Origin of the sequence: Streptomyces sp. NPDC008121, from assembly GCF_042957155.1 — a bacterium.
Lineage (GTDB): Bacteria > Actinomycetota > Actinomycetes > Streptomycetales > Streptomycetaceae > Streptomyces.
Window position 1 is genome coordinate 152,371 of the sequence record NZ_JBIBHT010000007.1, and the last position, 19,818, is coordinate 172,188.

Sequence of the window (19,818 nt, forward strand, 5' to 3'; positions counted from 1 at the left end):
GCCCGCGGGCTCAGTCGCCGGCGCCGGGGATCTTGTAGTCCTCTCCCAGCACCACGGTGACCTCGGCGTTTCCGGCGGTCTTGCCCTTCTTCACCGCGCCGGTCGGCAGGCCGAGGGTCTTGGCGACCTCGACCGCGGTCGCCTTTCGGGCGTCGTCCGCGTAGAGGACCTGCGACTTCGCCTCGGTCCCGGTGCCGGAGCCGCCCGCGTAGGTGAAGCCTCCGTTGATCAGGACGATCCGGGCGGCCTCGGTGGCGGCGTCCTCGCCGGTGCCGTTGCGCAGCGCGACGCGGGCCGCCGCGCCCTGCTCGGGGGCGCTGACCTTTCCGCCGAGGATGTCCTTGACGACGCTGTCGGCGGCGCTCTCGCCGAGCGAGCCGTCCTGCTCCACCGGGAGCAGGGCCGTCTTGTGGTCGCCGACCTTGGCGTGCTCGGCCAGCTTGGCGAGCGAGGCGCCGAGGTCCTTCTCGGGCAGCGAGGGGTCGAGGATCTGGGCGAGCGTCTCGACGGTGACGGTGGCGGCCTTCGGGTCGTCGGAGATCTTCCGCAGCACCCCGTACAGGACCTGCCCGAAGCGCTGGAGCTGCTTGGCCTCGGCCTCGCCGGGCGCGCGGTGGGTGGCGTAGGCGACGGCGGCGCGGCCGTTGAGTGTCTGGTTCTCGCCCTTGGCGACGAGCGGCGGGTCGCCCTTCTTCGCGCCGGGCACCTCCGCGTCGGTGGTGACCTCGATGTTGCTGACCAGCTCGACCAGGTTCTCCAGGTACGGCGTGTCGAGCCGCCAGGTGCCGGTGATCCGGGCGCCGAGGAGGTTGCCGATCGCCTCGCGGGTGCCGCTGGAGCCGTCGTCCTCGACGGACTTGCCGAGCGTGGTGGTGGCGCCTTCGTCGTCGGCGACCGAGAGGGCGTTGGGCAGCAGGACGGTGGTGCCCTGCTTGGTCGTGGTGTTGTCCACGAGCAGGGCGGTGGAGGTGCCGCCGCCCTTGGTGTCGTGGAGGTGGACGACGATCACGTCGCGCTTCTGCGGGCCGGTGGCGTCGTTCCGCGGCTGCTCGTCGCCGGAGGTGCCGGGGAGCCTGCCCGCGGACCAGAGGTAGCCGACGCCGCCGACGGCGGCGAGGACGAGGACCACGACGAGGGCGACGATCCGGTTGCGGCCGCGGCGGCGGGCCTCCTCGCGACGCTCCGAGCGGCTCTCGGTGAATTTCAGCCAGTCGATGACGTCTTCGGAGTCCTCGTCGGGCTCCTCGATGAACGAGAACTGCTCGGTGCGGTATTCGCGCTCGTCGCCGTCGCGGTCGGCGGGGACCCGGTCGTCGGCGGGCGCCGGGCGCTGCCCGGGGACTCCGGCGGGGGCGGCCACCGGGGCGGGGCCGGGCTGCTCGGCCCGTACGGCCCACTGCTGCCCGGTCTGCTGCCCGGCCTGCGGGTGCGGGACGTGCGGCTGCCCGCCGGTGTCGTACGCCTGCGGGCCGGCCGGCGGCTCGGCCTGCGGGTAGCCGTAGTCCGGCTGCTGCTCCTGGTACCGCTGCGGCTGCTCCTGGCGGGCGTACGGGTCGTACGGCTGGGCCACCGGCTGCCCGTAGGCGTCGTAGCCGTAGCCCTGCTGCTCCCCGCCGTACTGCTGCTGGTCCTGGCCGTACTGCTGCCGGCCGTGGTGCTGCTGGTCCTGGGCGTAGCCCTGCTGGGCGTAGGGGTCGTACGACTGCTCGGCCTGCGGCGGGACCTGCTGGTACACCGGCTGTCCGTACTCGTCGTAGCCGATGATCTGCGGCTGCGGCTGGTACGGGTCGTACGGATGCTGCTGATCGTTCACCGGTGCCCCTCTCCGAGGCTCACTCGCCGCGGTACAGCTGGCGCTTGTCGATATAGCGCACGACACCGTCCGGCACGAGGTACCAGACCGGGTCGCCCTGCGCGACTCTCGCCCGGCAGTCGGTGGAGGAGATCGCGAGCGCGGGGATCTCGACCAGCGAGACCCCGCCCTTGGGCAGGCCGTCGTCCGTGAGGTCGTGGCCCGGGCGGGTGACGCCGATGAAGTGCGAGAGCGAGAACAGTTCCTCGGCGTCACGCCAGGTGAGGATCTGCGACAGCGCGTCGGCCCCGGTGATGAAGAAGAGGTCCGCGTCGCTGTTGAGGGAGCGCAGGTCCCGCAGGGTGTCGATGGTGTACGTCGGCCCGCCGCGGTCGATGTCGATCCGGCTGACCGAGAACTGCGGGTTCGACGCGGTGGCGATGACCGTCATCAGATAGCGGTCCTCGGCCGCCGAGACGGCCTTGTGGCTCTTCTGCCACGGCTGCCCGGTCGGTACGAACACCACCTCGTCGAGGTGGAACAGAGCGGCCACCTCGCTGGCGGCCACCAGGTGTCCGTGGTGGATCGGGTCGAACGTCCCGCCCATCACGCCGAGTCGGCGCTTGCCGCGACTGCCAGTAGGCACTTCCTGCTCTCCCATGCGTGCAGAGCCTACTGGCACGGCGACGAAGGCCCGATCCGCGGTCCGGTTCCCCGGCCCCGCTCGTCGGTCGCGGCTCGGCGGTCCGGCTCAGCGGTCGCGGTTGAACCGGGTGGTGATCCACAGCAGCAGCATCAGCGCGCCGAACGCGCCGAAACCGGTGAGGTAGGGGCTGAGGCTTTCGTGGTTGCCGCCGTGCTCGGCGCCCTCGGCGAGCGTGACCAGGTTGGCGGCGGTGCTGTGGAGGCTCATCTTCGGCAGGACCTATCGATCGGGGATGGGAGCGAGACTTCGCCCACATCGTATGCGGGCGGTCCGGGCACGCTCACGCCGACTCAGTCGTTGGCGCTGTTGTCGTCGGCCTCGGAATCCACAGGCCCGGGTGGCGCGCGTCACCCCCTAGGCTGGGCTCCGTCCGGGGGACGAGCAAGGTCTCGTACGAACAGGGGGCATCCATGACAGAGAACTCCGACAACCGTGCCGGAAGCGTGCCGAGCAGGCAGCGCAGGCGCTTCCCCGGCATCTCCTCACGCGCCTACGAGCATCCGGCGGACCGCTCGGCGCTGGTCGCCCTGCGCCGGCTGACCGGCTTCGACACGGTCTTCAAGGCGCTCAGCGGACTGCTGCCGGAGCGCAGCCTGCGACTGCTCTTCCTCTCCGACTCCGTGCGGGTGAGCGACGCCCAGTTCACGCACCTGAACGACATGCTCAGGGACGCCTGTTACATCCTGGACCTGGAGAAGGTCCCGCCGATGTACGTCACCCAGGACCCGCGGCCGAACGCGATGTGCGTCGGCCTGGACGAGCCGATCATCGTGGTCACCACCGGCCTCGTGGAGCTGCTCGACGAGGAGGAGATGCGGGCCGTCGTGGGCCACGAGGTGGGCCACGCCCTCTCCGGGCACTCGGTGTACCGCACGATCCTGCTCTTCCTCACCGGCCTGGCGCTGAAGGTGGCCTGGATCCCGCTGGGGAACATCGCGATCACGGCGATCGTGACCGCGCTGAAGGAGTGGTTCCGTAAGTCGGAGCTGTCGGCCGACCGGGCGGGGCTGCTCGTGGGCCAGGACCTCCAGGCCTCGATGCGCGGACTGATGAAGATCGCCGGCGGCAACCACCTGCACGAGATGAACGTGGACGCGTTCCTCGCCCAGGCGGACGAGTACGAAAAGGGCGGTGACCTGCGCGACTCTGTGCTGAAGATCCTGAACGTCCTGCCGCGTTCGCACCCCTTCACCACGGTCCGCGCGGCCGAGCTGAAGAAGTGGTCGGAGTCCCGCGACCACCAGCGGATCATGGACGGGCACTACGCCCGGCGCGATGAGGACAAGGACACCTCGGTGACCGACTCCTTCCGTGAGTCGGCCGGGCACTACGCCGACTCGGTGCGCACCAGCAAGGACCCGCTGATGAAGCTGGTCGGGGACATCGCGGGCGGCGCGGGCGACCTCGCGGGCGACCTGGGCGGAAAGTTCCGCAGCCGCTTCGGCGGCGGCGCCGCCCGGGGCGACGGCGCCGACGGCACGGGCGCCGGCGGAACGGACGGCACCGACGGTACGGGCGGGGAGGACGGCTCCGGAAAGGCGGCCCCGAGCGCGGGCTGAGCCGCCCTGGGCCCTGGGCCCCGGCCCGGGGCTCAGGGGCTCAGGGCCGGGGCTCAGGCCCCTGGGTCCAGGGTCCACGGCTGGCCCCTGGTCGCAGGGCGCCACGGCTCAGGGCCCCGGGCTCGGCCCTCAGGGCTCGAGTGCGGGCTGGGCCTTCGGGTCCAGGGCGCCGCACAGCGACGAGACGGCGGGCCGGCCCGTGGCGTACGGATCGGTGACCGCGGGGCCGCCGGAGTCGGGGGCCCGCTCGCCCGCGAGCAGGGGCCGCAGGGACCCGTCCGCGTCGGTGCCTGCGCACGCCTGCGGGCCCGCCTGCACGACGCTGGTCAGCAGCTCGGCGCGGTGCATGCGCAGGTCCTCGCGGTCGAAGCGCAGCCGCAGCTCGCGGTGGACCGTGAAGAGCGAGGCGGGGGCCGTCGGCCCGGCCCCGGAGGCCGCGGGCCGCAGGGCGTAGGTGAAGGTGTGGTCCGCGGTCACCTCCAGGACGTCCGTGTTCGTCTCCGCGAAGCGGAGGGTGCCCTCGACCCGGGTGCTCGGGTCGGCCAGGGCCACCTCCGCCGGGTCGAAGCGCACCAGCCAGCCCGCGACCGCGTGCCGCCCGTCGTCCCGGGAGGCCTCCACGCTCTCGTCGAACTGCGCCAGCTGGTCCGGGTCCAGGAGCAGCCGCACGGGCCGTACGGTCACGCCGCCGAGCACGTCCGGGTCCATCGAGGAGGCCACGAGGTAGTCCTTGGCGATGCTCAGGGCGGCCACCACCTGGCTCTCCGAGAAGTGGCTGGTGCGCCCGGTCGCCGGGAAGGTGATGCCGCCCGCGCCGGTGCGGTGCGGGGCGGCCGGGCTGCGGGCGAGGAGCCGGCCCGGCGTGCCGCCGGGCACCGCACCCTCGGGTGCCAGGGGCACGACGGTGATCCGCAGGGGTTCCGCCCGCTGGTCGGCGGGGGGCATGTAGGGGTTGCGGACGCCGAGGTAGATGGCGGTCCCGAAGGCCAGGAGGATCAGCAGCACCAGCAGGACGGCCTGGCGGGAGCCGCTCCTGGGCTGCCGGCCGGGGCGGCTGCGCACCGCCAGGGCGTGCTCGCCCATGCGCTCCTCGGCGGAGTACTCCTGGAGTCGGGCAGCCCGGATGAACGACTCGTCGAAGACGACGGATCGGTACTCGTCCTCACCACCGCCGGGGTCGGGTACCGGCCCCTCAGGCGGGTCGCCATGCCCTGCCATACCTTCAGAGTAGGTCCGACGGGGCTTCGGTAAACGCCGAGCCGATCCCCGGGTGGCCAAACCTCCCGGCGCCGGTTCTCGCGTGCCTCGGCCGGGCCGGGACCCGGCCCGCGCATCAGCCCGCGGGGGTGGTGGCCGGTACGGGAGGCGGGGAGTACGCGGCGGACGCGGAGGGGGCCGTGACGGCGGGCGGCACCGCGCGCGGCTTGTCGATGCCGGTCGTGGCGGGAGCCGGGACCTGGTCCTGCCGGTTGGCCGAGGCGCCGCGGTAGACGGCGGTGAAGGCGAGGGCGACCATCCCGACGCCCATCACGAGGGCGAGCACCCAGGCGACCGGGCGGTGCCAGCGGGCGCTGCCGCGGTAGGGGCGCAGGGCGCCGCCGTGGGGGCCGTACGGGTCGAGTCCGTCGTGTGGGTCGAGGTCCCAGCCGTCGGCGTGACGCCCGCCGTAGGGGCCGTCGGGGTGGTGGTCGTCGCCGTGCGGGTCGTCCGGGGGCCCGCCGGCCCTGGCCCGGGCGGCCTCGGCCTCGGCACGCGCCTGGGCGGCCGCGAGCAGCCGCTCCACGGCGGTCGGTTCGTGGACCCGGGCGGCCCGGACGAAGTCCTCGTCGAAGACCACGGTGGCGTAGTCCTCGTCCGCGCCCCCGCGGTCGTCGTCAGGCTCCCAGCCGTCCGGGAACGGCTTGCCCCCCACGTCGTCCGGCACGTTTGTCAGAGTAGACCCGGGAGGTCGCTTTGGGCAGGGAGAATGCGAAGTGTGCCCGCCCGTCCGGCTCACCCGGGGCCCCCGGCCGTCCCCCGTCCGGCGCCGCGGGAGCGGCGCGGACGCTGGACCGGACGAGGGAAAACGGCGTTACCGCGTGTGACCGTCGCCGGTGACGATGTACTTCGTGGAGGTCAGCTCCGGCAGGCCCATCGGGCCCCGGGCGTGCAGCTTCTGCGTCGAGATCCCGATCTCCGCGCCGAAACCGAACTGACCACCGTCGGTGAAACGGGTGGAGGTGTTGACGGTGACGGTGGTGGAGTCGACCAGCTGGGTGAAGCGGCGGGCCGCGGCCTGCGAGGTGGTGACGATCGCCTCGGTGTGACCGGAGGACCACAGCCGGATGTGGGCGACGGCCGCGTCCAGCGAGTCGACGACGGCGGCGGCGATGTCGTACGAGAGGTACTCGGTCTCCCAGTCCTCGGTGGTGGCCGGGACGACGGTCGCCTTGGAGCCCTCGGCGTGGGCGAGGACCCGCTCGTCGGCGTGGACGGTGACCCCGGCCTCGGCGAGCGCGGAGAGCGCGCGCGGCAGGAAGGCCTCGGCGATGTCCCGGTGGACGAGGAGGGTCTCGGCGGCGTTGCAGACGCTGACCCGCTGCGCCTTGGAGTTGACCAGGATGGAGACGGCCATGTCGAGGTCGGCCTGCGCGTCGACGTAGACGTGGCAGTTGCCGGTGCCGGTCTCGATGACCGGGACGGTGGACTCCTCGACGACCGTGCGGATGAGGGAGGCGCCGCCGCGCGGGATCAGGACGTCGACCAGGCCGCGGGCCCGCATCAGCTCCCGTACCGACTCGCGGGACTCGCCGGGCACCAGCTGGATCGCGTCGGCGGGCAGTCCGGCTCCTCCGACGGCGTCGCGCAGGACCCGCACCAGGGCGGTGTTGGAGGAGTACGCCGAGGACGAGCCGCGCAGCAGGACGGCGTTGCCGGACTTCAGGCAGAGGGCGGCCGCGTCGACGGTGACGTTGGGGCGGGCTTCGTAGATGATGCCGACGACCCCGAGGGGGACGCGGACCTGGCGCAGGTCGATGCCGTTGGGCAGGGTCGAGCCGCGCACGACCTCGCCGACCGGGTCGGGCAGGGCGGCCACGTCACGGACGTCGGCGGCGATGGCCCGGACGCGGTCGGGGGTGAGGGTGAGCCGGTCGATGACGGACTCGCTGGTGCCGGCCTCGCGGGCGCGGGTGACGTCCTCGGCGTTGGCCTCGACGATCTCGGCCGTACGGACCTCGAGCGCGTCCGCGATCGCCAGCAGGGCGTCGTCCTTCGCCGCGCGCGGAAGTGGCGCGATTTCGGCGGCGGCGGAGCGGGCGCGGTAGGCGGCCTGGGCGACCGGGGACAGATTGTCGAGGGGCGTGAGCGAGGTCATGCCCGCAGGGTACTGGCACCTCTGCGGACATCCCTCACGATTCCCGACCTCGTCCCGTACTCCGAGACGCCTGTCTCGAAACCCGCGTCAGTAGGGGTGTACGCCCACCGGGGCGGCCGGCGGCGGGCCGTAGCCCTCGGCGATCCGCTGGTGGTAGGTCTCCCGGTCGATGACCTCCAGGCCGACGATCTCCCAGGGCGGCAGCTTGGCACTCTGCCGGTGTTCGCCCCACAGCCGCAGCGCGACGGCCGCCGCGTCGTGCAGGTCACGGGCCTCTTCCCAGTAGCGGATCTCCGCGTGGTCGTCGGCGTAGCGGCTGGTCAGCAGGAAGGGGTGGTCGTGGGCCAGCTGTTCCAGGCCCCGGCGGACCTCCTTCAGCGGCGCCCGCGCGCCCGAGACGCTGAGCGTGATGTGCCAGAGCTTGGACACCTCCCGCTCCTCGCCGCGTGTCTCGCGGGTCGTCTGCTCCGGTCCCCGGACCTCGGTCCCGTTCTCCTCCACGTCGAAGTCGGCTCCGGCCTCGACACTCGTCAGGGCGCGTTCGGCCGTCCCCCGGGGCACTGCCCCTGGGCGCGCTCGTCTCACCGGCGGCCTCCTGTTTGATGCGTGTGGTGCTGTACCCCGCCTTGTCTTGCCCCCGAGACAAAGTTGACCAGCCCGGGGCGGTACGTGGGGCGGTTTTGGTGAAGGTCTCCACGGGATGACCGGACTTTCGGCCGTTTCCTCGCGGGATCCCCACGACTGCGTCAGGGGCGGACCACGACGAGGTCGTCGCGGTGGACGACCTCCCGTTCGTACTCCGGTCCCAGCTCCTTGGCGAGTTCGCGGGTGGAGCGGCCCAGCATGCGGGGCATCTCCTTGGCGTCGAAGTTGACCAGGCCGCGGGCGACGGGCCGGCCGGCGGTGTCCCGCAGTTCGACCGGGTCGCCGGCCGTGAACTCCCCCTCGACGGCGGCGACTCCGGCGGCCAGCAGCGATTTCTTGCCCTCGACGACGGCCCGTACGGCTCCGTCGTCGAGGGTCAGGGACCCCTGCGGGGTGGAGGCGTGGGCGAGCCAGAGCAGCCGGTCGGCGGAGCGGCGGCCGGTGCGGTGGAAGTACGTACCGGTGTCACGGCCGCCGAGGGCGTCCGCGGCGCGGCTGGCGGAGGTGAGGACGACGGGGATGCCGGCGGCGGCCGCGATCCGGGCCGCCTCGACCTTGGTGACCATGCCGCCGGTGCCGACGCCCGCCTTGCCAGCCGAGCCGATCTCGACGTGGGCGATGTCCGCCGGGCCGGTGACCTCGGCGATCCGGGAGGTGCCGGGCTTGGCGGGGTCGCCGTCGTAGAGCCCGTCGACGTCGGAGAGCAGCACCAGCAGGTCGGCGCGGACGAGGTGGGCGACGAGGGCGGCGAGCCGGTCGTTGTCGCCGAAGCGGATCTCGTCCGTGGCGACGGTGTCGTTCTCGTTGACGACCGGCAGGGCGCCCATGGCGAGGAGCTGGTCCAGGGTGCTGTAGGCGTTGCGGTAGTGGGCGCGGCGGCTGGTGTCGTCGGTGGTAAGGAGCACCTGGCCGACGCGGACGCCGTAGCGGGCGAAGGAGGCGGTGTAGCGGGCGACGAGGAGGCCCTGGCCGACGCTGGCGGCGGCCTGCTGCCGGGCGAGGTCCTTGGGGCGGCGGGTGAGGCCGAGCGGGGCGAGGCCGGCGGCGATGGCGCCGGAGGAGACGAGGACGACCTCCTTCTCGCCGCCGCCGCGGACCTTGGCGAGGACGTCCACGAGGGCGTCGACCCGGTCGGCGTCGAGGCCGCCCGAGGCGGTGGTCAGCGAGGACGAACCGACCTTGACGACGACCCTGCGGGCTTCCGTCACGAACTGCCTTGCCACTGTCACCTGCGTCGTCCTCACTCGTCTTTCCGCACGGCGCCGCGCGGAGGCCGCCGCGCACCGCCTCGGCGCGTCACCGCGTCGCCGTACGCCGTTCGCGCCGCACGCGTGCTGCCGCGGCTGCCAGGCAATCTACGCGAGCGGTGTCGGCGCCCGCCCCGCTATTCCGCTGGGTGGACGCGGCTCTCCCAGGCGGAGGCGATCATGGAGCGGACGTCGTGGCGGGCCTTCCAGCCCAGCTCCGCGGCGATCCGCTCGGCCGAGGCGACGACGTTGGCGGGGTCGCCGGGGCGGCGGTCGACGATCTCGGGTGTCGCGTCGAGGCCGGTGACCTCGCCGATGAGGTCGATCATCTCGCGGACCGAGACGCCCTCGCCGCTGCCGATGTTGAGGGTGAGGTCGCCGCCGGAGCCGGCCCGGGCGCGCTCGTCGAGCCGGCGGGCCACGGCGAGGTGGGCGTCGGCGATGTCGGCGACGTGGATGTAGTCCCGGACGCAGGTGCCGTCGGGCGTCGCGTAGTCGTCGCCGAAGATCCGGGGCGGCAGTCCGGCGGCGAGCCGCTCGAAGACCATCGGTACGAGGTTGAAGACGCCGGTGTCGGCGAGGGCGGGCGCGGCGGCGCCGGCGACGTTGAAGTAGCGCAGGCAGGCGGTGGACATGCCGTGGGCGCGGCCGGTGGCGCGGACCAGCCACTCGCCGGCGAGCTTGGTCTCGCCGTACGGGCTCAGCGGGCGGCACGGCGTCTCCTCGGTGACGAGGTCGACGTCGGGGGTGCCGTAGACGGAGGCCGAGGAGGAGAAGACGAAGGAGCGGACGCCGGCGTCGGCGGCGGCCGCCAGCAGGACCTGAAGGCCCGTCACGTTCTCGTGGTAGTAGAAGAGGGGGCGCTCGACGGATTCGCCGACGGCCTTCTTCGCGGCGAGGTGGACGATGCCGTGGACGGCGTGCTCGCGCAGGACGCGGTCGAGGAAGGGGCGGTCGAGGACGGTGCCCCGCTCCAGCGGGACGTCCTCGGGGACCCGGGCGGGGTCCCCGCCGCTGAGGTCGTCCACGACGACGACCCGCTCGCCCGCCTCCCGCATGGAGGCGATGACATGGGAACCGATGTAACCGGCGCCGCCGGTGATGAGCCAGGTCATCCGGGCAGCCTAACCCGGACGCGAACGGCCCGGGGGCCCCTTGCGGGGGCCTCCGGGCCGTCGTCGTACGCGCGTCCGATCAGTCGCACACCGGCGCGAGCACCGGTGCCGATGCCGGGTTCAGGCGCCCGTGGTGCCGAGGGAGCGGCGGAACGCCAGGCACTCCTCGTAGACCGGCAGGATGCCGGCCTCGCGCGCCTCGGCGAGCGTGGGACCCTGCGCGTCCTTGGCGGACAGCTCGGGCTCGCCGGTCACCGGCCACTCGATGCCGATCGCCGGGTCGAGGGGGTAGACGGTCCGCTCGCGCTCGGGGGCGTACCCCTCGGAGCAGAGGTAGGCGACGGTCGCGTCGTCGGTGAGGGCGCAGAAGCCGTGGCCCAGGCCCTCGGAGAGGTAGACGGCGTTGCGCTCCTGGTCGTCGAGGCGCACGCCCTCCCACTGGCCGAAGGTCGGCGAGCCGACCCGCACGTCGACGATCACGTCGAGCACGGCGCCGCGCACGCAGGTCACGTACTTGGCCTGGCCGGGCGGGACGTCGGCGAAGTGGATACCGCGCAGGACCCCGGCGGCCGAGACCGACATGTTGGCCTGCTTCAGTCCGAGCGGGTGACCCACGGCCTCGGCGAGCCGGTCCGCCTTGTACCACTCCAGGAAGAGACCGCGGGCGTCCCCGTGCTGCTGCGGGACGAATTCCCAGGCACCCTCGATGCCAAGGGGATTGACCTTCATTACGGAAGTCCTTATATCGGTGCGATATCCGTGCGGTGACGCCTCGAATACGGAGCGGTTATGCCTCGTACGTCAGCAGGTTCAGGAGATAGTCGCCGTAACCGCTCTTGGTCAGCGGCTCCGCGAGGGCGCGCAGCTGGTCGTCGTCGATGAACCCGGCCCGCCAGGCGGCCTCTTCGAGGCAGCCGATCTTCAGGCCCTGGCGCTCCTCGACGACGCGCACGAACTCGGAGGCCTGGACGAGGGACTGGAAGGTTCCGGTGTCGAGCCAGACGGTGCCCCGGTCGAGGACGGAGACTTGGAGCTCCCCGCGGTCGAGGTAGTACTTGTTGACGTCCGTGATCTCCAGCTCGCCGCGGGCGCTCGGCTCGAGGCCCTTGGCGACCTCCACGACACGGCTGTCGTAGAAGTAGAGGCCGGGGACGGCGTAGCGGGACTTGGGCTGGGCGGGCTTCTCCTCGATGGAGCGGGCGCGGCCCTGCTCGTCGAAGTCCACCACGCCGTACGCGGTCGGGTCGGAGACGGCGTGGGCGAAGACCACACCGCCCTCGGGACGCTGGAAGTCGGCCAGCTGCCGGCCGAGGCCGACGCCGTGGAAGATGTTGTCGCCGAGGATGAGCGCGACGGGCTCGTCGCCGATGAACTCCTCGCCGATGACGAACGCCTCGGCGATGCCGGCGGGACGGTCCTGCGTGGCGAACTCGATGTTCAGACCCCAGTCCGAGCCGTCGCCGAGCAGCCGCTCGAACTGCGGGCGCTCCTCCGGGCCGGTGATGACCAGGATGTCCCGCAGGCCGGCCATCACGAGGGTCGACAGCGGGTAGTAGATCATCGGCTTGTCGAAGACCGGCATCAGCTGCTTCGACACGGCTCGGGTGATCGGCCAGAGCCGGGAGCCGGTACCACCGGCAAGCAAAATTCCACGCATGGTCCCGCAGCCTACGACAGCCCCGGGGTCCCCGCCGCCACCGCACCGGTGACACCCGCCACTGAACGGCGGGCAACGGGGAGACCATAGAATGGCGCCCCTTATGAAGATTCTCGTCACCGGCGGCGCCGGCTTCATCGGTTCTCAATTCGTGCGGGCACTCCTTCTCGGAGAACTGCCCTCGGGCGAAAACGCCCATGTCACGGTCCTGGACAACCTGACCTATTCGGGCAACGAGGCGAACCTCGCGCCGGTGGCCGACAAGGCGGGTTACACCTTCGTCCACGGCGACATCCGCGACCCCGGAGTCGTCGACGACGTGATGCGCGGCCAGGACGCCGTCGTGCACTTCGCCGCCGAGTCCCACGTGGACCGCTCGATCATGGACTCCTCGCCGTTCGTCACCACGAACGTGCTGGGTACGCAGGTGCTCCTGGACGCCGCCAAGCGTCACGGCGTCGGGCGTTTCGTGCACGTCTCCACCGACGAGGTCTACGGCTCCATCGCCGAGGGCTCGTGGACGGAGGACTGGCCGCTCGCGCCGAACTCCCCGTACTCCGCCTCCAAGGCCGGCTCGGACCTGCTGGCGCTCTCGTACCACCGCACGCACGGCATGGACGTCGTCGTCACGCGCTGCTCCAACAACTACGGGCAGTACCACTTCCCCGAGAAGATGATCCCGCTGTTCACCACGAACCTGCTGGACGGGAAGAAGGTCCCGCTCTACGGCGAGGGCCTGAACATCCGCGACTGGCTGCACGTGTCCGACCACTGCCGGGGCATCGAGATGGTGCTGCGCGGCGGCCGGGCGGGTGAGGTGTACCACATCGGCGGCGGCACCGAGGTGACCAACAAGGAGCTGACCGGCATGCTCCTCGACGCCTGCGGCGCCGGCTGGGACATGGTCGAGCACGTCGAGGACCGCAAGGGCCACGATCTGCGCTACTCCCTCTCGATCGCCAAGATCCACGAGGAGCTGGGCTACTCCCCGCTCGTCACCTTCGAGCAGGGCCTGGCCGACACCGTCGCCTGGTACCGCGAGAACCGCTCCTGGTGGGAGCCGCTCAAGGCGAAGGCGGCGCTGTCCGCATGACGCGCTGGCTGATCACGGGCGCGGCCGGGATGCTCGGCCGCGACCTCACCGAGGTCCTGCGGGAGAGCGGGGCGGCCACCGTCACCGCGCTGACCCGCCGGGAGCTGGACATCACCGACCCGGAGGCGGTCCGCGCGGCGGTCGCCGGGCACGACGTCGTGGTCAACGCGGCCGCCTGGACCGATGTCGACGGCGCCGAGGCCGACGAGGCGGCGGCGACCCGGATCAACGGCGAGGGCGTCCGCGTGCTCGCCGGGGCCTGCGCCGAGCAGGGCGCGGCGCTGCTCCAGGTCTCCACGGACTACGTCTTCCCCGGGGACGCCGACCGGCCCTACCCGCACGACGCCCCGACCGCGCCGGTGAACGCCTACGGCCGGAGCAAGCTGGCGGGCGAGCGGGCGGTCACCGAGCTGCTCCCCGAGCGCGGCTACGTGGTGCGCACGGCGTGGCTGTACGGCGCGCACGGCCGCAACTTCGTCTCCACGATGCTGGGGCTCGCCGAGACCCGCGAGACCGTCGACGTCGTCGACGACCAGCGCGGCCAGCCGACCTGGACCCGCGCGCTCGCCCGTCAGCTGCGGGACCTGGGCGAGGCGGCGGTGGCGGGCAAGGCCCCGGCCGGCGTCTACCACGGCACGGCGACGGACACGGCGACCTGGTTCGACCTGGCGCGGGCGGCGTACGAGCTGTCCGGCCTGGACCCGGAGCGGGTGCACCCGACCACCTCGGAGAAGTTCGTACGGCCGGCGCGCCGCCCCTCGTACAGCGTGCTCGCGCACGAGCGGTGGGCCGAGGCCGGCGTCGCCGCGCAGCCGCACTGGCGCGACCAGCTCGCCGAGGCGCTGCGGGCCATGGCCTCCGGCGGACGGCCGAGCGTGTGAGCCTGCTGGATCGCATCACCACGGCGCTGCCCCAGGGCACGGCCTTCGTCGGAGCGGGCACCGCCGTCCTCGGGATCGCCAGCTACGTCCATCTCGCGGCGGCGGGCCACACGCTCGCCGTCGACGACATGGCGAGCTTCTCCGTGCTGTGGACGGTGGTCTTCTCCATCGGCCTGGGTCTGTTCTTCCCGATCGAGCAGGAGATCACCCGGGTCGTCGCCTCGCGGGTGGTGGCCGGCGACGGAGCGCTGCCGGTGCTGCGCCGGGGCGCGGTGCTGTCCTTCGGGCTGCTCGCGGTGGTGCTGCTGCCGCTGTCGCTCTTCGGGCGGCGGCTCGCTGACCTCTTCTTCCACGGTGACATCGGCCTGGTGTACGCCCTGGGCGGTGCCTTCGCCGCGCTGGCCTTCGCGCACGTCACCCGTGGCGTGCTGGCCGGACTCGGCCGGTTCCGGGCGTACGGCGTCCAGCTCGGCCTCGACGGCGGGCTGCGGATCGTGATGTCGCTGGCGCTGGCGCTGGCGGGCGTCCGCTCGTCCTTCGCCTTCGCGGCGGTGCTGACGGTCGCCCCGCTGCTGGCGGTGCTGGTCACGCTGCGGCCGGTGTTCCAGGGGGCCCGGCCGGGCTCCGCAGCGCACTGGCGCGAGCTGATAGAGCACCTGGGCCTGCTGGTCGGTTCGACACTGCTGGCCCAGCTCCTGGTGAACATCGCGGTGATCAGTACGAAGCTGATCGCGACGGACGACAACGCGCTGGTCACGGCGCTGCTCTCGGCGCTGGTGCTGGCCCGGGTGCCGCTCTTCGTCTTCGGCGCCTTCCAGGTGTCGCTGCTGGCGGGGCTCTCCTCGGCGGCCGCCGAGGGGGACACGCAGGGTTACCGGCGGCTGCTCCTGCGGGCGGCGTCGATCACCGCGGGTCTGGGCGTGGCCGGGGGGGTGTGCGCGGTGGCCCTCGGGCCCCTCATGCTGCCCGTCCTCTTCGGGGCGCCGGACGTCCTCGGACCGCTGGACTTCGCGTGGCTCTCGCTCGGGACGACGCTGTACATGCTGGCCATGGTGCTGGGGCAGGCACTGCTCACGAGCGGTGGCGCACGGCAGCAGCTGGTGGCATGGATCGTGGGGACGGTCTTCCTGGTGGCGGTCACTCTCAGTCCGCTCGAGCTGCGCACGAGGGTCGAGATCGCCTACGCCGTGGGGTCGCTCGCGGTCGTCACCAGCATGATTCTCGCCCTTCGCTCTCGTGTAGGCTACCGTTCGGTGCACTCATAGGAATGATCACCATTCCCTCACTCTCCGTAACCATCGCGGCGGACAGTGGACTGCAATTCAAGCGGCGCATTTTCTCCCAGCCGCTCAGCCCGGAAGAGTAGACAGGCCCTTTCCATGAGTCGTCCGATACACCGGAGTCCGGCATGAAGTTGTGGATGCTGACTTCGGTCACCGGAGTCATTCTGGTCGCGTGCATCGTCGAGCTGCTGCGTCGGCGCAAGCTCAAGGAGAAGTACGCGTTCCTCTGGGTGATCACCGGACTGGTGATCATTCCGCTCGGATTCTTCCCGAGGGTGCTCGACTCCGTCGCCCGCGCCGTGGGCGTCGCGTCGGGTGTCAGCCTCATCCTGTTCCTGAGCGTGGCGTTCCTGTTCATCGTCTGCCTCCAGCTCAGCTGGGAGGTCGGCCACCTCGAGGAGGAGGGCCGGACGCTCTCGGAGGAGGTCGCGCTGTTGCGACTGGACGTGCAGGAGCTGCGGTCGCAGGCAGCGGCCGCCCAGGAGACGCCGACCGCGCAGACGCGCGCCGGGGAGACGGCCGACTCGGCGGAGCAGGGAGGCGGCAAGTGATCGACGGCAAGCGCGTACTGATCATCATGCCCGCGTGGAACGAGGCCGACGGCGTCGCCGACGTCGTCAAGGAGGTCCACACCACGCTGCCGGGCGTCGACGTCCTGGTCGTCGACGACGGCTCCGCCGACAACACCTCCGCGGTGGCCCGTGCCGCCGGCGCGACCGTGATGACCCTGCCGTACAACCTCGGCGTCGGCGGTGCCATGCGCGCCGGCTACCGCTACGCGCACGACCGCGGCTACGACGTCGCCATCCAGGTCGACGCCGACGGCCAGCACGACCCGCGCAACGTCCCCGAGCTGCTGGCCCGTCTCGGCCGCTCCGACCTGGTCATCGGCGCGCGCTTCGCCGGCACCGGGGAGTACGAGACCCGCGGCCCCCGCAAGTGGGCCATGCTCGTCCTCGCCTTCTGGCTCTCCCGCATGGCCAAGTCGAAGCTCACCGACGTGACCTCCGGCTTCCGCGCCTGCAACCGCGACCTCATCGACGTCTTCGCGCACTGGTACCCCGTCGAGTACCTCGGCGACACCGTCGAGAGCACCATCGCCGTGGTCCGGGCCGGCTACCGCATCGAGCAGGTCCCCGTGGCCATGCGTCCGCGCGCCACCGGCACGCCCAGCCAGTCGCCCTGGAAGGCCACGATGTACCTCGGCCGGATCGGGATGATCCTGCTGCTCGCGCTCAGCCGGCGGTCCGCCCTCGGCCCCGCGCGGAAGGGCAAGTGACCGCTGTGGACACGCTCGACATCATGCTGCCGCACTACGGCGACACCGGTCTCCTCCAGGCCGCCGTGCGCAGCGTGCTCGACCAGACCGACAAGGACTGGCGGCTGACCGTCGTCGACGACGGCCGCGAGGAGGGCGTACCCGAGTGGTTCGCCTCCCTCGGCGACAGCCGGGTGCGCTACGAGCGCAACGAGCGGAACCTCGGCATCACCAAGAACTTCCGCAAGTGCGTGGAGCTGGTGGAGTCCACCCACTTCACCATGCTCGGCAGCGACGACCTGCTGCTGCCGGACTACGTGGCCACGATCCGCGCGGCCGTGGCCGCCGAGCCCGGCGCGGCGATCTACCAGCCGGGCGTCGAGGTCATCGACGAGCACGGCAACCCCTCCACCACCCTGGGCGACGAGGTCAAGCGGCGGCTGTACGCGCCGAAGAACGACGGCCGCCGGCTGGTCCTGTCGGGCGAGCCGCTCGCCGCGAACCTGCTGGGCGGGAACTGGCTGTACTTCCCCTCGATCGCCTGGCGCGCCGACGTCGTCAAGGAGATCAGCTTCCGCGAGGACCTCTCGGTCATCCAGGACCTGGCGCTGATCATCGAGCTGATCCGGCGCGGCGAGAAGCTGGTGGTGGACCCGGCGACGGCGTTCCGCTACCGCCGCCACTCCGGCAGCCTCTCCTCGGCCGAGGCCATGACGGGCGCCCGCTTCGGCGAGGCCGTGCGCTTCTTCAACGAGGTCGCCGACGAACTCGACCGGCACGGCTGGCCGAAGGCCGCGAAGGCGGCCCGCCGGCACCTGTCCATGCGTCTGCACGCGCTGACGCTGCTCCCCGGGGCCCTGCGGCACCGCCAGTCGGCCGCCGTACGCCGCCTGCTCGGCTACGCCCTGACCTCCACTCCGTGAACGTCCTCCCGGGGCGGCCGGACGCGGTCCGGCCGCCCCGCTGAACCTCCCCTGGTAGCCACATGACTCCTACGCAAGCAGCAGATCGGCCCGCCGTACCCCGGTTCAGCATCATCGTGCCGGCGTACGGCGTCGAGGCGTTTCTGCGCGACTGCCTCGACTCCGTGCTGAGCCAGTCCTTCGGGGACTTCGAGGTCATCGCCGTCAACGACGCCTCGCCCGACGCCTGCGGCGAGATCATGGACGAGTACGCGGCCCTGGACGAGCGGGTCGTGGCGGTCCAGCTCACCGCCAACGTCGGTCTGGGCCGCGCCCGGAACGTCGGCATGACCCGCGCCCGGGGCACGTACCTGCTCTTCCTGGACAGCGACGACACCATGCTGCCCGGGTCCCTCCAGGCGATCGCCCGGCGCCTGGAGGAGACCGAGGACCCCGACCTGCTGGTCTTCGACTACTCCCGCACCCACTGGGACGGTCGGATCACCCCCAACGCCAAGGCCGCGGTGCTGGCCGAGAGCCCCCGCGGCGCCTTCGCGCTGGACGAGAAGCCCGAGCTCCTCGGCCTGCTCCAGGTGGCCTGGAACAAGGCGTACCGCCGTGCGTTCGTGGAGCGCTGGGGCTTCGAGTACCCCACGGGCTACTACGAGGACACCCCCTGGACCTATCCGGTCATGGTCGCCGCCGAGCGGATCGCCGTCCTGCCCCGGGTCTGCGTCCACTACCGCCAGCGGCGCCAGGGCAGCATCCTGCACAGCCGCAGCCGCAAGCACTTCGACGTCTTCGACCAGTACGAGCTGGTCTTCGCGTTCCTGGCCGCGCACCCGGAGTTCGAGCGCTGGCACGGCGCGCTCTACGAGCGGATGACCACGCACTTCCGGGTGATCGAGCGCTCCCCCGGCCGGCTCCCCGACGACGCCCGCGAGGAGTTCCGCACCCGCTTCCTGGCCGCCGAGCGCGCCCACCGCCCCGCCGGCCACGTCGCGCCGCAGAGCTCGACGTCCACGGCCCGCAAGGTCGCCACCCGCCTCCCCGTGCCGCTGCGGAAGGTCGCCCGCGGCGCCTACCGCTCGGCCCGCAGGCTCCGCGCCGCCCCGCGCACCCTGCGCAAGCCGCTGCGCACGGCGGTCCTGGCCGGCTACTACCGCGCCCAGCGCATGCTCCCGGTCCAGAACGACGTCGCCGTCTTCGCCGCGTACTGGAACACCGACTACGCCTGCAACCCGGCGGCGATCCACCAGAAGCTCCTCGAACTGGCCCCCAAGGTCAAGGCGACCTGGATCCTCAAGCCCGGTTCGCGCAACACCCCGCCGCCCGGCACGAACGTCGTCCACCCCGGCTCCTTCGGCTTCTGGCGCGCCATGGCCCGGGGCAAGTACTTCGTGAACAACGTGAATTTCCCCACCCGGGTCGTCAAGCGGCCCGGGCAGATCCACGTGCAGACCCACCACGGCACCCCGCTGAAGCGGATGGGCGTCGACCTGGCCGAGTTCCCGGTCGCGCAGGGCGACCTCGACCTGCCGACGCTGATGCAGCGGGTGGACCGCTGGGACTACAGCATCTCGGCGAACAGCTTCACCACCGCCATCTGGGACCGCGCCTACCCCGCCGAGTACACCCCGCTGGACTACGGCTACCCGCGCAACGACGTCCTCGTCCACGCCACCGAGGAGGACCGGGCGAAGGCCCGCGCCAAGCTCGGCGTGGCCCCCGGCTCGACGGTCGTCCTCTACGCCCCGACCCACCGCGACTACCACGGCACCCCCCGCCCCCTGCTGGACCTGGAGCGCTTCGCCCACCGGCTCGGCGAGGACTACACCGTGCTGTCCCGCGCGCACTACTTCCACCTGGACGCCCCGGACGCCGGCGGCCCCGCGGCCCACGGCGTCCTCGACGTCAGCGGCCACCCGTCGGTCGAGGAGCTGTACCTCGCGGCCGACTGCCTGCTGACGGACTACTCCTCACTGATGTTCGACTACGCCCACCTGGACCGGCCCATCGTGGTCTTCGCCAACGACTGGGAGGTCTACCGCGCCACCCGCGGGACCTACTTCGACATCCACGTCGAATCTCCGGGCCCCGTGGTGGAAACCGAGGAGGACCTGCTCGACGTCTTCCTCTCCGGACGATGGTCGGACGAGGCGTCCGCCACGGCGCGGGCGGCGTTCCGCAGACGTTTCTGTGAGTTCGACGACGGCTTCGCGGCGGAGCGTGTGGTGCGGAAGGTCTTCCTGAACCAGGAGAATGTACCGCCGGTGGCGCTCCCACCGGAGCGCCCGAGCCCTCCCGCACGAGGCTAGAGCTACC

19 protein-coding genes are annotated in these 19,818 nt (G+C 72.1%); 8 read left to right on the forward strand and 11 right to left on the reverse strand.

Going from position 1 to position 19,818, the window contains the following annotated elements:
* Positions 1–10 precede the first annotated feature (10 nt).
* The 3 genes from ACFZBD_RS23415 to ACFZBD_RS23425 all read right to left on the reverse strand — a co-directional run bounded on the left by ACFZBD_RS23415 (position 11) and on the right by ACFZBD_RS23425 (position 2,705).
* Positions 11–1,813, reverse strand: a complete 1,803-nt coding sequence (locus ACFZBD_RS23415) for a LytR C-terminal domain-containing protein (protein WP_391142589.1) — start codon at positions 1,811–1,813, stop codon at positions 11–13.
* Positions 1,814–1,832: 19 nt separating this feature from the next.
* Entirely contained in the window at positions 1,833–2,453 is a 621-nt protein-coding gene (gene nadD, locus ACFZBD_RS23420; RefSeq protein ID WP_391142592.1) for a nicotinate-nucleotide adenylyltransferase, read from the reverse strand.
* Positions 2,454–2,543: 90 nt separating this feature from the next.
* On the reverse strand, positions 2,544–2,705 hold the full coding sequence (locus ACFZBD_RS23425; RefSeq protein ID WP_391142595.1) for a hypothetical protein: 162 nt from the start codon (positions 2,703–2,705) through the stop codon (positions 2,544–2,546).
* A gap of 203 nt (positions 2,706–2,908) precedes the next feature.
* On the opposite strand from ACFZBD_RS23425, the gene ACFZBD_RS23430 reads away from it, so the two are divergent.
* Positions 2,909–4,057 carry a M48 family metalloprotease gene (locus tag ACFZBD_RS23430; RefSeq protein WP_391142598.1) on the forward strand — a complete coding sequence of 383 codons (1,149 nt, stop codon included), beginning with the start codon at positions 2,909–2,911 and terminating at the stop codon, positions 4,055–4,057.
* A gap of 129 nt (positions 4,058–4,186) precedes the next feature.
* Here ACFZBD_RS23430 and ACFZBD_RS23435 read toward each other — a convergent pair whose 3' ends face one another.
* From ACFZBD_RS23435 to rfbA, 8 genes are all read right to left on the reverse strand, one after another.
* On the reverse strand, positions 4,187–5,275 hold the full coding sequence (locus tag ACFZBD_RS23435) for a hypothetical protein (RefSeq protein ID WP_391142600.1): 1,089 nt from the start codon (positions 5,273–5,275) through the stop codon (positions 4,187–4,189).
* 115 nt (positions 5,276–5,390) lie between these two features.
* On the reverse strand, positions 5,391–5,981 hold the full coding sequence (locus tag ACFZBD_RS23440) for a hypothetical protein (RefSeq protein WP_391142603.1): 591 nt from the start codon (positions 5,979–5,981) through the stop codon (positions 5,391–5,393).
* 147 nt (positions 5,982–6,128) lie between these two features.
* Complete coding sequence (locus ACFZBD_RS23445) at positions 6,129–7,412, reverse strand: glutamate-5-semialdehyde dehydrogenase (RefSeq protein ID WP_391142606.1); 1,284 nt, start codon at positions 7,410–7,412, stop codon at positions 6,129–6,131.
* Between the two features lie 87 nt (positions 7,413–7,499).
* Positions 7,500–7,997, reverse strand: a complete 498-nt coding sequence (locus ACFZBD_RS23450) for a hypothetical protein (RefSeq protein ID WP_391142609.1) — start codon at positions 7,995–7,997, stop codon at positions 7,500–7,502.
* A 161-nt stretch (positions 7,998–8,158) separates the two neighbouring features.
* Positions 8,159–9,265, reverse strand: coding sequence for a glutamate 5-kinase (gene proB / locus ACFZBD_RS23455; RefSeq protein WP_391143330.1), 1,107 nt, complete (start codon positions 9,263–9,265; stop codon positions 8,159–8,161).
* Positions 9,266–9,441: 176 nt separating this feature from the next.
* Positions 9,442–10,419: a UDP-glucose 4-epimerase GalE gene (gene galE, locus ACFZBD_RS23460; RefSeq protein WP_391142611.1), complete on the reverse strand. Its 978-nt coding sequence runs from the start codon at positions 10,417–10,419 to the stop codon at positions 9,442–9,444.
* A gap of 120 nt (positions 10,420–10,539) precedes the next feature.
* Entirely contained in the window at positions 10,540–11,148 is a 609-nt protein-coding gene (gene rfbC / locus ACFZBD_RS23465; RefSeq protein ID WP_391142614.1) for a dTDP-4-dehydrorhamnose 3,5-epimerase, read from the reverse strand.
* Positions 11,149–11,206: 58 nt separating this feature from the next.
* A complete protein-coding gene (gene rfbA / locus ACFZBD_RS23470) occupies positions 11,207–12,076 on the reverse strand; it encodes a glucose-1-phosphate thymidylyltransferase RfbA (RefSeq protein ID WP_391142617.1) in 870 nt (289 codons plus the stop codon).
* Between the two features lie 103 nt (positions 12,077–12,179).
* On the opposite strand from rfbA, the gene rfbB reads away from it, so the two are divergent.
* The 7 genes from rfbB to ACFZBD_RS23505 all read left to right on the forward strand — a co-directional run bounded on the left by rfbB (position 12,180) and on the right by ACFZBD_RS23505 (position 19,811).
* Positions 12,180–13,169 carry a dTDP-glucose 4,6-dehydratase gene (rfbB, locus tag ACFZBD_RS23475; RefSeq protein ID WP_391142620.1) on the forward strand — a complete coding sequence of 330 codons (990 nt, stop codon included), beginning with the start codon at positions 12,180–12,182 and terminating at the stop codon, positions 13,167–13,169.
* Positions 13,166–14,050 (forward strand): dTDP-4-dehydrorhamnose reductase, encoded by an 885-nt coding sequence (gene rfbD / locus ACFZBD_RS23480; RefSeq protein ID WP_391142622.1) that lies wholly within the window; start codon positions 13,166–13,168, stop codon positions 14,048–14,050. Before rfbB ends, rfbD begins: the two co-directional genes overlap by 4 nt.
* Positions 14,047–15,315 (forward strand): lipopolysaccharide biosynthesis protein, encoded by a 1,269-nt coding sequence (locus tag ACFZBD_RS23485; protein WP_391142624.1) that lies wholly within the window; start codon positions 14,047–14,049, stop codon positions 15,313–15,315. Before rfbD ends, ACFZBD_RS23485 begins: the two co-directional genes overlap by 4 nt.
* A 155-nt stretch (positions 15,316–15,470) precedes the next feature.
* Positions 15,471–15,884 carry a DUF2304 family protein gene (locus tag ACFZBD_RS23490; protein ID WP_391142626.1) on the forward strand — a complete coding sequence of 138 codons (414 nt, stop codon included), beginning with the start codon at positions 15,471–15,473 and terminating at the stop codon, positions 15,882–15,884.
* The gene (locus tag ACFZBD_RS23495) at positions 15,881–16,612 is read left to right on the forward strand and encodes a glycosyltransferase (protein WP_391142628.1); all 732 of its coding nucleotides are present in this window, start codon (positions 15,881–15,883) and stop codon (positions 16,610–16,612) included. Before ACFZBD_RS23490 ends, ACFZBD_RS23495 begins: the two co-directional genes overlap by 4 nt.
* On the forward strand, positions 16,609–17,514 hold the full coding sequence (locus ACFZBD_RS23500) for a glycosyltransferase (protein ID WP_391142629.1): 906 nt from the start codon (positions 16,609–16,611) through the stop codon (positions 17,512–17,514). Before ACFZBD_RS23495 ends, ACFZBD_RS23500 begins: the two co-directional genes overlap by 4 nt.
* A 62-nt stretch (positions 17,515–17,576) precedes the next feature.
* A complete protein-coding gene (locus ACFZBD_RS23505) occupies positions 17,577–19,811 on the forward strand; it encodes a CDP-glycerol glycerophosphotransferase family protein (protein ID WP_391142630.1) in 2,235 nt (744 codons plus the stop codon).
* Positions 19,812–19,818: the final 7 nt, after the last annotated feature.